At 69.1% G+C, this 14,327-nt stretch carries 17 protein-coding genes; 16 read left to right on the forward strand and 1 reads right to left on the reverse strand.

Features of this window, described 5'->3' with window-relative positions; all coding sequences use genetic code 11:
- The first annotated feature begins 131 nt into the window (after positions 1-131).
- The 15 genes from ACIA76_RS41965 (at position 132) to ACIA76_RS42035 (ending at position 12,277) form a co-directional block, all read left to right on the forward strand.
- Entirely contained in the window at positions 132-728 is a 597-nt protein-coding gene (locus ACIA76_RS41965) for a MobC family plasmid mobilization relaxosome protein (RefSeq protein WP_397160905.1), read from the forward strand.
- Positions 729-750: 22 nt separating this feature from the next.
- Positions 751-3,411, forward strand: a complete 2,661-nt coding sequence (locus tag ACIA76_RS41970; protein WP_397160907.1) for a relaxase/mobilization nuclease domain-containing protein — start codon at positions 751-753, stop codon at positions 3,409-3,411.
- A gap of 316 nt (positions 3,412-3,727) precedes the next feature.
- Entirely contained in the window at positions 3,728-4,069 is a 342-nt protein-coding gene (locus ACIA76_RS41975; protein ID WP_397160909.1) for a hypothetical protein, read from the forward strand.
- A complete protein-coding gene (locus ACIA76_RS41980; protein WP_397160911.1) occupies positions 4,066-5,625 on the forward strand; it encodes a hypothetical protein in 1,560 nt (519 codons plus the stop codon). The genes ACIA76_RS41975 and ACIA76_RS41980 overlap by 4 nt, the downstream gene beginning before the upstream one ends.
- Positions 5,618-6,610: a hypothetical protein gene (locus ACIA76_RS41985; RefSeq protein WP_397160913.1), complete on the forward strand. Its 993-nt coding sequence runs from the start codon at positions 5,618-5,620 to the stop codon at positions 6,608-6,610. The genes ACIA76_RS41980 and ACIA76_RS41985 overlap by 8 nt, the downstream gene beginning before the upstream one ends.
- A gap of 55 nt (positions 6,611-6,665) precedes the next feature.
- Complete coding sequence (locus ACIA76_RS41990; protein WP_397160915.1) at positions 6,666-6,992, forward strand: WXG100 family type VII secretion target; 327 nt, start codon at positions 6,666-6,668, stop codon at positions 6,990-6,992.
- Between the two features lie 22 nt (positions 6,993-7,014).
- On the forward strand, positions 7,015-7,320 hold the full coding sequence (locus ACIA76_RS41995; RefSeq protein WP_397160917.1) for a WXG100 family type VII secretion target: 306 nt from the start codon (positions 7,015-7,017) through the stop codon (positions 7,318-7,320).
- 11 nt (positions 7,321-7,331) lie between these two features.
- Positions 7,332-8,783: a hypothetical protein gene (locus ACIA76_RS42000; protein WP_397160919.1), complete on the forward strand. Its 1,452-nt coding sequence runs from the start codon at positions 7,332-7,334 to the stop codon at positions 8,781-8,783.
- A gap of 8 nt (positions 8,784-8,791) precedes the next feature.
- On the forward strand, positions 8,792-9,136 hold the full coding sequence (locus ACIA76_RS42005) for a hypothetical protein (RefSeq protein ID WP_397160921.1): 345 nt from the start codon (positions 8,792-8,794) through the stop codon (positions 9,134-9,136).
- A gap of 74 nt (positions 9,137-9,210) precedes the next feature.
- Positions 9,211-9,648, forward strand: coding sequence for a WXG100 family type VII secretion target (locus tag ACIA76_RS42010; RefSeq protein ID WP_397160923.1), 438 nt, complete (start codon positions 9,211-9,213; stop codon positions 9,646-9,648).
- Positions 9,645-9,881, forward strand: coding sequence for a WXG100 family type VII secretion target (locus ACIA76_RS42015; RefSeq protein ID WP_397160925.1), 237 nt, complete (start codon positions 9,645-9,647; stop codon positions 9,879-9,881). The genes ACIA76_RS42010 and ACIA76_RS42015 overlap by 4 nt, the downstream gene beginning before the upstream one ends.
- A 77-nt stretch (positions 9,882-9,958) precedes the next feature.
- On the forward strand, positions 9,959-10,369 hold the full coding sequence (locus tag ACIA76_RS42020) for a hypothetical protein (protein ID WP_397160927.1): 411 nt from the start codon (positions 9,959-9,961) through the stop codon (positions 10,367-10,369).
- 36 nt (positions 10,370-10,405) lie between these two features.
- Positions 10,406-10,786: a hypothetical protein gene (locus ACIA76_RS42025; RefSeq protein ID WP_397160929.1), complete on the forward strand. Its 381-nt coding sequence runs from the start codon at positions 10,406-10,408 to the stop codon at positions 10,784-10,786.
- Positions 10,783-11,397: a DUF3558 domain-containing protein gene (locus ACIA76_RS42030; RefSeq protein WP_397160931.1), complete on the forward strand. Its 615-nt coding sequence runs from the start codon at positions 10,783-10,785 to the stop codon at positions 11,395-11,397. Before ACIA76_RS42025 ends, ACIA76_RS42030 begins: the two co-directional genes overlap by 4 nt.
- 166 nt (positions 11,398-11,563) lie before the next feature.
- Complete coding sequence (locus tag ACIA76_RS42035; protein ID WP_397160933.1) at positions 11,564-12,277, forward strand: class I SAM-dependent methyltransferase; 714 nt, start codon at positions 11,564-11,566, stop codon at positions 12,275-12,277.
- A gap of 4 nt (positions 12,278-12,281) precedes the next feature.
- Here ACIA76_RS42035 and ACIA76_RS42040 read toward each other — a convergent pair whose 3' ends face one another.
- Entirely contained in the window at positions 12,282-13,247 is a 966-nt protein-coding gene (locus ACIA76_RS42040) for a hypothetical protein (protein WP_397160935.1), read from the reverse strand.
- A gap of 570 nt (positions 13,248-13,817) precedes the next feature.
- Between ACIA76_RS42040 and ACIA76_RS42045 the strand changes: the two genes are divergently transcribed.
- Positions 13,818-14,294: a hypothetical protein gene (locus ACIA76_RS42045; RefSeq protein WP_397160937.1), complete on the forward strand. Its 477-nt coding sequence runs from the start codon at positions 13,818-13,820 to the stop codon at positions 14,292-14,294.
- Positions 14,295-14,327: the final 33 nt, after the last annotated feature.

Raw genomic sequence — 14,327 nt, forward strand, 5'->3', positions numbered from 1 at the left:
AGACCCCCAACTTCCCCGGTGCAGTCGCGGCCGAAGGCCGCCCGCCACGATCTTCCTGCAGGTACCATCAAAACTGAGTCCCGACGGAGCAAGTTAACAAATACCTGGGGTATTTGTAGCTCCTCACAGGGGTGAGGAGACCACCCGGCGGCGGGTGGGCGCTGCGCTGGGCGTCGGTGGACCGGATGCGAGAGGTGGTCGCGATGGGTGCGGAGGAGGGCACTGCGGTGCCGTCGGAGGTCGGTCTGCGGCGGGCGCAGAGCGTGTCTCGGTCGCAGCGTCGGCGGCGACGGCCGAACATCACGGGCGTCAAGCACACCGTCGAGGTGGTGCTGTCGGAGGAGGAGATGGCGGTGGTGCGCAAGCGCGCCGAGGAGGCCAACTGCACGGTGCCGTGGTTTTTGGTGCAGTGCGCGACCGATCCGGAGCCGGAGCAGGGGAAGACGTTGGACGGGGCGGAGGATCGGCTGCCGCGGATGCCGTTGGCGATGTTTCGTGCGGTGGTGCGGGCGTTGATGTCGGCGACGGCCGCGCTGGACGAGGTCCGGCGCCAGGAGCTGGCGCCGCTGGGGAACAACGTCAATCAGATGACGCGCGCGGCGAACGTCACCGGGCAGTTGGCTGAGGAGGTACTCGAGACGCTGGGCGAGGTGCGAGAGGTGACGACCGAGGTCCGCGAGCGCGCCGAGCGGATCGAGCAGATGGCGGCGCGGGTGGCGCGCCGATGAGTCCGGCGGCGGGGCGGCGGCGGTGATTCCGAAGATCCGGCGGGGCCAGCGGATGACGGGCCTGCTGGTGTATCTGCTCGGCAAGGGCGACCACAACGAGCATCGCGATCGGCACATCATCGCGGGGTCGCCGACGATCATGCGGTCGGTGTTGCTGGAGCATTTCGACGGCACCAGCAAGGAGGTGACCGAGGCCGCGCGCAAGCTGGCGCTCGAGGTGGCGCACGAGATCGACATCCCGCGCCAGCTGTACGGAACTCAGGTGCGGATGCGTGCTCGCTCGGTCGCTGTCGGTGTGGGTGCGCGGGAACTTGGCATGGACGTGGTCGAGCCTGCGAGTAAGGGCGAGGCGTCGGTGATGCGGGATGCCCCGGTGTGGCATTGCGTGCTGGCGTTGACACCAGGGGAAGAGCTGGACGACGCGAAGTGGGAACAGATCGCGAACGACTTCATGGACCGGATGGGATTCACCGGGAGCCCGGACGGGAAGCGGGCACAAGCGCGGTGGGCGGCGGTACGGCACGGTCACTCCGGTGAACAGGGCGAGGGCCAGGACCACATCCACATCGCCGCCAGCTTGGTGCGTGAGGACGGCAGCAAGGTCAGCACATTCGACTACGGACCGGGGCGAGCCAAAGGGGACTGGAAGCGCGCCCAGGAGGTCGCGGGCGAGCTGGAACACGAGTACGGGCTGCAGGTGCTGGTGTCGCGCGAGCAGGGCGGCGGCCTGTCCGGGAACTCGCGCGCCGAGATCGAGCGTGCGAAGGCAACTGGGGCGCCGGAGACCGAGCGCGAGCGGCTACGGCGGATGGTGCGCGCGGTGGCGACAGCCGCTGACAGCGAAACCGAATTCGTCGAGAGCCTGCGGGAGGCCGGCATCTCGGCCGCGCCGCGGTGGGCGGCCGGTGGCCGCGAGCAGGTGACCGGGTACAAGGTCCGGATGCGTCGCGCCGGGGAGGAGGTCGGGCCGTGGGTCGGCGGCGGGACGCTCGCCGGTGATCTGTCGCTGACCGCACTGCGGGAACAGCAGTGGGACGACACCCCAGCGGGGCGCGCCGACGCCGCCGCGGCGTGGAAGCACAGCCGTCCCGGACAGGCCCGGGACGGCCGCTCGCAGCAGGGCCGCGGCGGCGTCGAGGCGTGGCGCCAGGCGGCCGCCGACGCCGGGCAGTGGCGGGCCCGGATGGCCGAGGTTCCGCACACCGACCGCGCCCAATGGGCCTGGGCGGCAGGGCAAGCCGCCGGAGTGTTCGCGGCATGGTCGGAAAGTCTCGAGGGCGACCGGCCGGGCCCGTTCGCGCGCGCCGCGCACGAGCTGACCCGGTCCGCGCAACCGCTTCGGCGCACCGATCGCTACCGGATCCAGCGCGGGCAGCGCAGTCTCGGGGCCGCCGCCCGCGTCCTGCTGGCCAGTCGATCCCGGCCCGCCACCGGGGGGCAGGCCCGGCCCGGCGCGAGCGATCCGGCCGGGGAGATCGCGGCCGCGATCCTCGCGGCGATGCTGCTGCTGTTGCTGCTGGCCATCGCGATCGCACTGGAGATCGCGCGCGCCCACCGGTCCCGCGGAGAGCTCGCTCGCGCTGTGGCACTGGAGTATTCGCTGCAGCACCACGTGGATCCGGTGCGCGCGGCATGGGAGGCGAGCCTGGAATCGCGCCGCTACCAATGGGATCGAGACGCGGCCGACGTGGTCGCGGCCGCCGCGGGCCACACCGCGCAGCGGGTAGCCGAGCAGGAGACCTCACCGGCCGAGACCCCGCGCCCGGCGTCGACGACGGCGCGGGACACGGTGGTCGCGGCCGCCAGTGGGCCGCTCACCGCGCCGACCGCGCCCAGCAGCGCACCCAAGCGGCGGCCGTACTACAGCGAGTTGTCCGCCGAGGACAAGGCCCGGGTCCGAACGATCGCTGTCGCGAACGCGGGTTTCGCGCGCTACGACATCGCGCCGCGCAGCTGGTCGGACGAGAAACTCGAGGCCGAGCTGCGGGAGCTGCGCACCGAGGTCGATCTCCTTACCCGCGACATCGACGACCGCCGGACCCACGGCGGCCCGCACGCGCGGCAGGCCGCCGCCGACAACGCCGATCTGACAGGGCGGGCGGAGAAGATTCCGGCCGCACAGAAGGCCCGGCGCGCGGCCGCGGACCTCGCGCGCCGCGAGCGGCAGCTCACCGAGCAGCGGGATCGGTTGGCACAGCAGCTCGAACAGACACCGCGCCGCCGGATGCTGGCGCGGCAGAAGCTCACCGACCAGATCGGCGAAACCACCGGGCAGCTGGGCGATATCGCGCCGCAGCTGGCGATCGCCCGCAAAGCCGAGAAGGCGGCCACCACCGCGGCCGCCATCCCGGCGGAGGACTGGGACGACACCCTGCGCGAGGCCAGCGAGGACCGTCGGCAGCGTCGGCTCGCCGCCGCCCAGGACACCGACCGGCGCGAACTCGCCGACGACACAACCCATCTCGGGCGGCTCACCCGGGATCTGGCGAAGGTCGAGGCCGAGCACACCCACCGGGCCACCCTCACCCCGGCGCAGCGCGCCGCCCGTCAACGCAGCGGCGGGAAAGCCCAGCCCGGCCCGACCACGTCGACCGCGCGCGGGACGACACCGCCCCGGGATCCGTCCCGCGGCTCCCCGCAACCCGGGCGCGGGCCCGAACGCGGTGGGGGGCCCGAACGCTGACTGCGCGAGCGGGATCCCACGCGCAACAGGTCCTGCCGCGCCAGCTCCGCTGCCTTGCCACCGAAAGATGTGGCCGCTCCGGCGGACGGCCACCCCGCGCGGCGGTGGGCTGGATTGCGTTGAGTCCTGGGCCGTCTCGCCAATCGAGGCTTCACCGCACCCTGTGACCTGCGGCGGAGAAGTTAGTACCGAGTGGGTGGAACCGCTGCAACATGTGACGCGTCATAGCCAATATGCGGGGACCTGCCGGATGGGCTCTCACACCCGGATCTGACCGGGCCCCTCATCGCTTTTCGACGCGAAAGGACCGTGCTCGATGACCACCGATCTTCATGTCGACCCCGAAGCCGTGGCCGCCTACGTGCGCACCAGCCGGACCGTGCAAGACCAGCTGACCGCTGCAGCCGTGGCCATCCGCACCGCCGCGGATGTCGACCAGATCGACCGCCTGGCGGCCGATCTCGGCAGCGTCGGCGCAACGCTGACCAGCGCAGTCGTGACAATCCTTGAGGGGCACGCCGATGTGCTCGCGGCCGCGGCCGCACGAGTCGGCCGGTACGGGGAGGGCATATCAACACTGCAGACCACCGTGGCCGAGACCGACGCCGCGCACGCCACCGAAATCGGCAGCACGGGCCCGCAGGTGCTGGCGATATGAACCGCCCCACCGCATCCCGTGACCGGGACCCGATGCCCGTCATAGTCCGCGACGGCGCCGTCCCGCCCTCGCGCTATGCCGACCCGGCCATCCCGGACCCGGCCATGTTGACCGCCTTGATGACGCCGCTGCTGACGCTGCGCGCGTCGCTGGGCACCGGCGGTGCGACGCCGCCGCCGGAGCTGACCGGCGCACTGGAAGGTGCCGCCGAGCAGATCCAGGCCAGCGACGCCGCGCACCGGAACGGGCTGGGCGCGATCGAGTCCACCACCGTCGGTGCCACCGCCGACAGCGCGGTTCCGGCCATGCGGCTCACCGGCCGCGAGGTGTCGGTGCTCGGTGACCATCCGACCACGGTGGCGGCCGTCATCGCCGACGCCTACACCAGCGCCGCAACCGCCCGCCGCCAAATCGACCGGATCATCGAGGCGTTCCACAGCGACGCACGCGCAGCGTTGGGCAGCGCGACGGCCGCGCCCGACCATGACGCCGTGATGGCGCGCGGAGCCGACGCGCTGCAGGACGTCCTCGCTGTCGTGCGGGGCGCGCAGGGTGAACTCGACGCACACGCGCGGCGGCTGGACGCGCTGGGCCCGGGGGCCCTCACCACCACAACCGCCGACACCGACGTCGCCAGCGTGGCCGCGCGACCGGCCGGACAGCCACTGCTGGACCTCGAGGGCGAGACCCGACGCACCACGGCCGAGGAGCGAGGGCGCAGCGACGACACCGACCGCGAGCACCCGAGTTCGTCGGTGCCCACGGCTCCGGCCGGATGGACGCCCTACGCGCCCGGCATCGTCGCGCCCGGATACACGCCCGGCTGGGGCCCTGCCCCGCAGTACCAAGGGTGGAACCAGCCCAGCTGGGCGGGTGTCTGGCCGTCGTCGAACAGCAACGGTCAGCAGTCGATGGACCCGGAGCGGGCCGCGCAGGTCCAAATACAGAGCGCCGCACTGCAGGCCGGGGTGCAGCTGGGTACGACCGTGCTGCAGAGCGGCGTACAGGTCGCCACCGACGTCATCGACAAGATCGCCCAGGTGGTCACGCACACGGTCGACACCGGCGCGAAAATCGGCGAGCACGCCATCGACGTCGGGCTGCCCGCCGCCTTGGGCGACCACACCGACACCACACCGAGCGGCAGCACCACCGGCGCCCCGAACTCGCACCCGCGCGGGACGTTCGACTTCGGCGGTGGCTCCGATCAGGGGCAGCACCCCGACCCGGTGCCGGCCACTCCCGCACCTGGCCCGGCTCCCGCGCCGTCGGCGGCCGCGCCGGAACCGCCCACTCCCGCACCGGCGCAGGTGATCCCGCCTCAACCCGCGCCCGCACCACCGCCACCGGCGAATCCTTCGGGCGGTGCGCCCGAGGGGACGGTGGGCGGGGGTGTGCTGCCGCCGCCGCGACCGGCCCCGCCGACCGGTGGCGGTACCGAGCGGCATCGCGGGCAGCTCGGGGTGACTGTCACCTCCACCGCGGTTGCCGACACCGCCCCGCAGGTCCCGGCAACCGCGCCCGTGCTGGCCGAGGAGGGCAGCAACCATGAGTAGCCGCGACCCGGGCCCGTTCGACGACGAGTTGCCGCTGCTGCGGGCCGGATCCGACCCTGTCGGCGACGAGGAGGAAGAGCACGGGAGTGCGCGGGTCGATCCACCACTGCCCCCGGAGCTCGACGACGAATTCGACGACGAGCGCGACGAATTCGACAAGGCCGACGAACACGGCCGCAGCGAGGACGAGGGCCAGGCCGCCGCGGGCGAGAGCGGCGGGTGGCAGCAGTGGCTCGGGACCACCGACGCGGTGCGGAAGTCGAGCACGTGGGACGACGACGGCGATTACGACGAGAACGCGCCCGCGCTGGTCGACCGCTCCGGCGGCCGACACATCACCGTACGACGTCGGCGCCGTCGCCGAAACCGTGACGCCAAGGACGGTGAGCGGCGCAGCGGCAGCAAGGTCATGCTGTCGGTGATGATCGGCGTGGGCGTGGCCTTCATCGCCGGGGTTGTCGTCGTGAATTTCGTTATGCCACACCATCGGATCATCGCGGCCCGTCCGACGCAGGCGGCCGCTACGGGCCCGCTCACCCCCGCCGGATCGTCGACGCCGGTCTCCGCGCCGCCGACCACGGCGGCCGAGGTCGCGACGGTGGCCACGGCCGGGTGCGAGCAATCCAGCGGTGTCGACACCGCCTCGGGTACCGGGCCCGGCAACACCGACACCGCGGCTGACGCGATCATGGCGTTCGAGCACGCCTACTACGCACAAAGGTCCGGCGTCGCGGTGCGGGCGGTGGTGGCACCCGACGCCAGCGTGCCGCAGACCGCCAAAATCCAGGCCGGGATCGATCAGCTTCCAGCCGCCTTGCGCTACTGCGTGAAGGTGTCGAAGGTGCCCGCGGGTGGGGGCGCGTTGTGGGCGGTGACTCTCACCGAGCAGTGGCCCGACGAAGCGGCACCGGTGGTCTACCACCAGACCGTGACCACATCCCACCTCGGTGGCCGATATCTGATCAGCGCTGTATCCGAGGCGTAGACCGCCCAGCCTGTCCGGCAAACTATTCCGTTCAGAACCAAGGGGGATTTCTTCGATGACAGACCAGGCGAGCACGTCGTTCGCGGTGGTCCCGGCGGCCGTGCAGGACGCGGGCCGGTTCGTGCAGGCCACGGCCGAGGCGCTCGTGTCGGGAATCCACAGCGCCGACCGCGAGATCCAGGGCCTGATGGGCACGTGGCGGGGCCAAGCGGCCTCGGCCTATATGGCGGGGTGGGAGGAGACCCGCAAGGGCGCGCTCGAGGTGCTGGAGGCCCTGGACAGGATGGCCGAACTCCTGGGGGTTACCGCCGTGACGTTCACCGATACCGATCAGTCCGGCGCTACCGGCATGGCCAGCACCGGACTACTCGACATGCAATGAAAACCGGAGGGGCACAACCGCTATGACCGATGAGGGATACCAGGTCGATCTCGAGCACCTGGACACCGTGACCGCGAAAATCGCTGGCCTGCATGCCTTTGTGCAGGATTCGCTAGAGGGCGTGGACACCCGTGTAGCCGCTGCGCACCAGAGCTGGACCGGCGAGGCCGCCACCACACACGCCGAGGTGCACCGGCAATGGCGCGAGGCCGCCGAGGAGGCACGCAAGGGCATCGCGGCCATGCAGGCCGCCGCCGCTGCGGCGCACAGCCAATACTCCGACGCCCTCGCCACGAACCTGCGCATCCTGCGCAGCGGTGGCCGATGACACGACTAGCGGTGCGGCCCAACGTCTACTACGACGCCGCGACCACCCTGCACAACGCCGCCGCCAGCCTGTTTTCCGAGGTCGATGGCCGCTGGAACGCCTTGAGCGAATCGCACATGGCGGGCACCTACGACGAGGCCAAGGCGTGGGCCGCCAGCTACGACGACAAGGTGCTCGAGGTATCGAACCTCGTGGTCACCACGGCCATGACCCTCGACTCCTACGCGGCCGTGTTGCGCACCCTCGGGCACAACCACGCGATCGCCGAACACAATGCGACCATGGGCAACAACGGCCCGCCGCCGGACGCCCCGCCCGCGCCGCCGCCCGCCGTCTACACCTGCCGCATCCCGATCCCGTCGGCGGGCGGCCCGAGCAACGGGCTCGACGACGCCGTGAATTTGGCCGCGAAGATCGGGATCATCGTCCCCAACGGCGACACCGGCAAACTGTCCTCGGTCGGGGATGTGTGGGACCAACTCGCCAAGGTCGCGGCCGTCACCGCGTTGCCGGGCGATATCGAGCGGGTGGTGAACGAATTCGCCGCCGTCATCGACTCGCCCGAAACCGAGTACATCGCCGCGGATCTGGCCCAGCTCAAGGGCGCGGCCGAGGACATCGGCGCGGTGTTCGGCGCGCTGGCGGCCGCGTGCCACGACCACGCCGCTGGCTTGCATGAACTCCGTGAACAGCTGAAACAGCAGCTCGAGGAGCTGGGCAAGGAACTGCTCAAAGAGATCGCGATCACGGCCGTGATCGGCGTGGCCACCTCGGTGATCACGTTCGGGATCGGGGCGGCGGTCGCGTCGGCGCGGGTGGCCACGATCGTCGCACGTTACGCGCGGCCCATCCGCGACATTATCGACGCCTGGAAAACCCGGAAGAACATCCGCGCGGGCGTCAAAATCGAGCGCGATATCGCCAAGCGCGAGAAAGAATTACAGGATCTGGCGAAGCGCAGCGACAACACGGCGAAACGCGATTCATGGGGCAACGAATACGGTCTGACCGACGATGAGCGGTGGATACTGAATCGCGGCCCGACCGACCGCAACGGTAAGGATCTCGTCTCGGCCATTCGCGAAAACCGGCTCACCCCCCAGCAGAAAGAAGATCTCGACCTCTGGCGGCGGAGCATGGACAAGCTCCCCGCACACGAAGGCAACGTGGTGCGGCATACGACCCTCACCCCGGAGCAGCTCGCGCGGTACGAGCCGAATAAACCTTATGTCGAAGATGCCCCCCTGTTCACCTCGAAAAACCCTGCGGGCTCTCACGACGGGCTCAACGTCGGGACCTCCGACGTCGAATATCAAATCGTCAGCAAGACCGGCCGCGAAACCGAGAATTACGGCGGCATGAAAGAAGAAGTGACTTTCAAAGATCACACGCCGTTTTTCGTGCACGAGAAATACTGGGATCCGGTGAAAAAGCGGACCATCATCGTCATGGACGAAATGTAGGAGGAATCATGCCGGAACGATTCGCCGGGAAAACGTTTTACACCCGAGAAGAGGCAGAAGCACTCGGTATGAAGGTGCCGCGCGCGCTGACCGCCGAGGAACTGGCCGCCCGGCGCGCGAAATGGGCCGAATGGGAGGCCACCACCCCGCCGCCGCCCGAAGGCACCCCGGACTACCGCACGAGCAAGAACTACCGCGACGACCTGGTAGGCACCGAATTTGCGGGCTGGACCCAGGACCCCGCCACAGGCGAATGGCGCGACAAGCACGGCCGACCCGCCTACGACGCGACCGGGCAACGCATCCGATACGAGTACGAGGAGGAAGAAAGCGGCGACCACGGCGCGCAGTAGCGCCGACCAGGGGACACGCCCACAACTCCGGACGCGACGGAGCGCGGGCACAACTCAAAAGGGGCAGAACAGAATTGAGCAACAACAGCAACAACACCGATCAGACATCCGGTAGTGACGACAAGAAGCGGCGGGGCGGCATCGGTGCCGACATGACCGCGATGGATGCCGCCGGGGTGGCCATGATGAGCGGCGCCACCGCCGTGGGGGCCGAGCTCGAGGCCGTACACGCGATGATCACCGACCTGTTGACCGACTGGACCGGCCCGCAGGCCGAGGCCCTGGCCGCCGACTGGGAGACCACCTCCACCGCGGGCACCGGCTGGACCACGCACATGCACACCCTCGGCGGAATCCTGCGCCAGGGTGCCGCCGAAATGCGCCAGGTCGAAGACCAAGCGACCGCGGCGTTCCAGTCGTCGGCCGCCGATATGCGCAAGCTGCGCGCCGATTTCGCCGCCACCCGCGAGGCCCGCAAGGCCCGGAACCAGGACCCGGAGGCGACCCGATGAGCAGCCCCGACCAACTGACCGCCACCGCCGCCCGCCTCGGCCAGCTCGCCGCCGTGCTCGACACCCAGGCCAAGCACATCACCGAATGCGTCGCCGCCGCCCGCGAACACTGGGTAGGCGCGGCGGCCGACGCATTCGCCCGCCACGCCGACGCCCTCGATGACCGCACCGCGCGACTCCGAGACCAGATCACCGCACTACAGGACCGACTCACCGCGGTAAGCATCTGCTAGGAGGGGGCATCGTTCGGCAAATCAGCGCGGCGGGTACCACCCACCCGCCGCGCTGACATGATCGTAAGGAGTCCGAGTTGCTGGAGGTGGCAGTGCTGTTCGTGGATCCGCTGATGATCTATGCCGCAGGTATGGATTTCGTCGCGCTCGAGCCGGACGGGGGCTGCGCATTCGCCCGCCGCGATCCTGGACAACCGCTGTCGGTAGCGGTGGCCCAATACGTCCCGGAATGTTGCGCGGGCGCGCTGGGTGCACGGCTGCAAGTATGGTTCTCCCTCGGCGCAGCACAGTTGCCGCGAAATCCGTTGGCGGACGAGGTAATCGGCCAGCTGGGCTACCAGCACCCAGCCCCGCAGTGGCGCGGCCCGGTCGCTATTTCGATGGCCGCCGTCGGTAGCGGTGGCGACACCCCACCGATCCCGGACGAGGTGATGGCGACCCTGGTGGAGCTGACCCGCGCGGCCGCCCCGGTCGTCGGCCGGGTGTGAGAGCCTGATTCGCAGCGGGGTCACAGAGGAGCGAATGTGGACGTAGGACAGTCGACCGCGACGGATTTGCTAGGGCGGGCCCATGCGGGCACGTTCCGTATGGAACCGGGCAAGGGCCGAGAAGTGGCCGACATCTATATCCGATTCGCCGATTTTGTGGCGGACCAAATCGACGAGGCGAAGCGCTTGCATGCATTGACGGGGTTCGGTGGATTCGCCAGCGCCGGGGAACTGTCGAAGGGATTCGAGGGCAAGGCGGTAGAGATGACGGCCGCGCTGACCTCGATGCGGATTGCCGCGTTGCGCATGGCGGAGGCCTACCTGATTGCGGGCGGCATGGTGGAGGCGGCCGACGACCTGAATCGCCGCGTAATCAACGCGACCGCCAACGCCACCGGAGGGGACCGCCGACCATGACCAGGACCCAGGTATCGGGTATCGCCGCCGTGGCGCTGGCCGTGGCGCTGGCCGGATGTAGCACCGGCTCGACTCCCAGCCCCGCCACCACGCCCACGTCCGCCGCGGCCACGTCGGCGGCCCGGCCGACGCTCACCGCCGCTGCGTTGCAACCCCCCTCGCAGGACGCGACCGCGGCGACCCGGGGCGGGCGGCCGAAGGTCACCTTCGACCCGTGCACGTGGATACCCGACGACGTGATCGCCCGCGCGGGCTACGACCCCGCCTCGCGAAAGCGGGGCCGCGACATGTTGGCCGAATACACCTTCCTGACCTGCAATTTCAAATCGCCGAATCGGACGCTGCAAGTGGATTCGGGCAACGTGACCTGGTCGGAGGATCGCCAAAAATACACGGCCGCAACACTATTGAGCATCAACGGCCGAGATGCGCTGTGGACCAACGACCGCACGTACCCGGACATGTGCGAGATCCACCTGCGTACCACGGCGGGATTCGTGCGTGTCGCGGCTATCTTGACGGACAAAGTCAGTGTCACCGAGGTGAATCCGTGTGACGGCCTGCAGGACACTGCCACCGCGATAGAGCCGACCATCGGCCCGGATGCCTGAGTCCGACGAGGACACCCGCGCGACGCTGACAAATCGGACACCATGCCGCGTGCCCGGATACGATGACGGTGTCTAGTGCGGTTCGGTGAGCGACTCCCGTCCGGGTGCAACGCCGTGGTGGGTGTCCGTTGTCGGGACATCCCGCCCGGTAGGTGAGGGAGTGACCATGGAATCATCGGCCGAGATCAGCCAAGCAGAGCGGGACGGGGCCAGCGTATTCAGCCCGGGCATGCTGGCGCTGTACGACATGCGAGTGCTCTGGGGGTACTGCTCTCTCGTATGGCGTTGTCCCCCAACGCATACGCTGGCCCTGTACAACGCCAACGTGTCCGGTGACCACCTGGATATCGGGTCCGGGAGCGGCTGGCATCTGCGCCACGCCACCTACCCCGTGGATCGTCCCCAAATATCGCTGGTGGATCTCAATCCGAACTCGCTGCGGATGACCAGTCAGCGCCTGCGGCGCCGCGGCATCGACCCGGAGACGCGGATCGGGTCCGTGCTGGCGCCGTTGCCCGTCACTCGGGGCCGGTTCCGATCGGTGTCGGCCACCTATTTGATGCATTGCGTACCGGGCGGCTGGGACACCAAAGGCGCTGCGTTCCAGCACATTGCGGATGTCATGGCCCCTGATGGCGTGTTCTTCGGGGCCACGGTGCTGGCGGCGGGTGTCCCACATACCGCGCTGAGTCGCGTGCAAATGCGGCGGCTACGCGCCCAGCACATTTTCCACAACGAGGCCGATGATCTGACGGGCCTAGTGGCCGCGCTGGAACGAGCGTTCGAGTCGGTCCAGGTGAACACCCGCGGGGCCGCCGCGTTGTGGACCGCCCGCGCACCGCGACCTCGGCCGGCCGAGGACACCACGGCCCCGCAGTAGATCACTATGGAGCGGACCGGGGCGTCGTCGGCACGAGCAGCACGGTGATCAGTGTGCCGGATCGCACGGGGCCGGTGGGCGAGGCGAAAATCGCCGCCCGGAATCGGTCCCCCTCGATCGATATCATCTGCTCCACAGGGTCATTGGTGGGTGCGGCATCGATCAGCCGCGGCATGTCGAGCTGCGCGAGCACGCGGGCCATGCGGCGCTCGTCGGTCAGCAACATGTCCGCCAGATCTCCGGACGCATTCATAACCACCTGGTTGAGGGGGTCGACCATGACCAGGGTGGCCCCGGTGTAGCGAACGAGGTTGCCTAACGGTGTATCGAGGTCGCGGTGTGGGATCTGCACGGTGAGGCCGTAGACGGCGCGCTTCCGCCCCGGCGCGCCGACATTGGTTGTCGCGGCCCACATGTGGACCCATTTGTCGGCGGGCCGCATCGACCAATAGGTACCGACCAGAGCCCCCTCGGGCTCGTGCTCGGCGCCGTGGATCAGGGTGGTGAATCGCGGGGAGTCGTCCGGGGCCATGTATTGCAGCGCCTTCATGAGGGGCCGGTACTCCCCTCTCTTGCGGCCGGTGCCGTACAACTCGAGATCGTCGCCACCACCCGCGGCCGACAGGGCCTGAAGGTCGAGCATCCATGTGTTGTAGACCGGCCGCGCCGCGACCGGCGGGGGCGCGAGCCACACGACCAGCCCGACCGGGGTGTCGTCCATCGCCGTGACCCAGTGGGTTCGGCATTCGATCCCGGCTTCCCTTCGCACATGGTCGATTTGGGGTCCGGCCATGACATCGGAGACGACACCGCGAAACAATGCCTCGCCCCGGCCGTCGAACCCCAGCTTGGGCGCGACGCGCCCCAACCGCCGCGCCACCCGCCGCCCGCCAGCGGAATGGACGACGATCTCCCCGTGCAATTCCGTGCCGATGATGTCGATGCCGATCCACGCTCTCGGGAGGTCCATGACGCAGCATGCTAGTTCCGAGAAGAACGATCGAAGAACGGTTTTCGGGGCATTCGGTCGGTTGGTGGTGTTAAACTCGCCACGCGCCAGCTGGTGAGCCGATTCCCATTGCTGGAAGCGAAATCCCGTTCGCGGGACAGCGCTTTCGCTTTGTGATGGGAGGGATCACCAGCAATGCCACAGCAAGTAGAGCACCGTGCATCTGAGGCACGGTTTGCCAGCGCCACCATCCCCTGTCTCGTCGCCTCGTATCCGGCGGCACACAATCGGTACGGCCTGCCCGAAATTATTCAGCACTACGGCGTCGACGCTGTACGGACGCGGATCACGCAACTCCACGCGGCAGGCTGCCACGCGACGGCCGATTGCATTGCCGCAGAGTTGCGCACGCTAGATCCGGCCGGTGATATCCGGCGTTCGCGACTAGAATCCTTTCTCCGGCGGTTTGCTCACTGGTGGTGGGAATCGACTTCCACCGATCGGGGGGACGGGCATGCGCCGCGCGGTGCCCGGCACCGGTCGTCCAGGGTGAATCGCCAACGGTAACCACCAACGCGTCGGAGAACCGTCATGAACGACCGTTCCACGATCGTCGGTGCTACCAGCGGCACGGTTCGACCGGCCGCGGCCTGCGCGCTGCCACTGATGCCGTGTCCGCACTGGTGTGACCGACCGGCGAGGCACGACTGGAGCGACGGCGTGTGCGAGCCGCTGCGGTGTCACTGGCACACGGTCCCGGTCGCGGGTACCGCCGGCGGAAACCTGCTGCTGGTCGTCACCGATTCCCTCAGCGGCGGCGAAGGAGTGCAGCGCTCGGCCGTCAACTATGTCGTCACCCCGGGGGGTGAGGACGGCGCATTAACGGTGGACGGCATGAGGGGTCTGGCCGTCGCAGTGGCCACCGCGCTGGCACTCACCGATCAGCCGCCGCTCGAGAAGGGAGATTCTGCGGGCCTTTCTCGGTGCGGTGGCACGGAAATACGCGAAGACCCCGCCGGGCGGGACATGTCCGGCGGGGTCAAGTTGAAAGGGCAACATAAATGGTAGTCGGTAGTGCCTTTCCGCGCGACGACGCGGGAA

It is taken from the genome of Nocardia sp. NPDC051570, from assembly GCF_044454005.1.
Taxonomy (GTDB): domain Bacteria; phylum Actinomycetota; class Actinomycetes; order Mycobacteriales; family Mycobacteriaceae; genus Nocardia.

What these genes read in the sequence shown, in the direction of transcription:
- ACIA76_RS42045 (WP_397160937.1), top strand. Translation starts at nt 13,818, where the DNA reads ATGAACGACCGTTCCACGATCGTCGGTGCTACCAGCGGCACGGTTCGA.
- ACIA76_RS41975 (WP_397160909.1), top strand. Translation starts at nt 3,728, where the DNA reads ATGACCACCGATCTTCATGTCGACCCCGAAGCCGTGGCCGCCTACGTG.
- ACIA76_RS41980 (WP_397160911.1), top strand. Translation starts at nt 4,066, where the DNA reads ATGAACCGCCCCACCGCATCCCGTGACCGGGACCCGATGCCCGTCATA.
- ACIA76_RS42035 (WP_397160933.1), top strand. Translation starts at nt 11,564, where the DNA reads ATGGAATCATCGGCCGAGATCAGCCAAGCAGAGCGGGACGGGGCCAGC.
- ACIA76_RS41985 (WP_397160913.1), top strand. Translation starts at nt 5,618, where the DNA reads ATGAGTAGCCGCGACCCGGGCCCGTTCGACGACGAGTTGCCGCTGCTG.
- ACIA76_RS42040 (WP_397160935.1), bottom strand. Translation starts at nt 13,247, where the DNA reads ATGGACCTCCCGAGAGCGTGGATCGGCATCGACATCATCGGCACGGAA.
- ACIA76_RS42030 (WP_397160931.1), top strand. Translation starts at nt 10,783, where the DNA reads ATGACCAGGACCCAGGTATCGGGTATCGCCGCCGTGGCGCTGGCCGTG.
- ACIA76_RS42015 (WP_397160925.1), top strand. Translation starts at nt 9,645, where the DNA reads ATGAGCAGCCCCGACCAACTGACCGCCACCGCCGCCCGCCTCGGCCAG.
- ACIA76_RS41995 (WP_397160917.1), top strand. Translation starts at nt 7,015, where the DNA reads ATGACCGATGAGGGATACCAGGTCGATCTCGAGCACCTGGACACCGTG.
- ACIA76_RS42005 (WP_397160921.1), top strand. Translation starts at nt 8,792, where the DNA reads ATGCCGGAACGATTCGCCGGGAAAACGTTTTACACCCGAGAAGAGGCA.
- ACIA76_RS41990 (WP_397160915.1), top strand. Translation starts at nt 6,666, where the DNA reads ATGACAGACCAGGCGAGCACGTCGTTCGCGGTGGTCCCGGCGGCCGTG.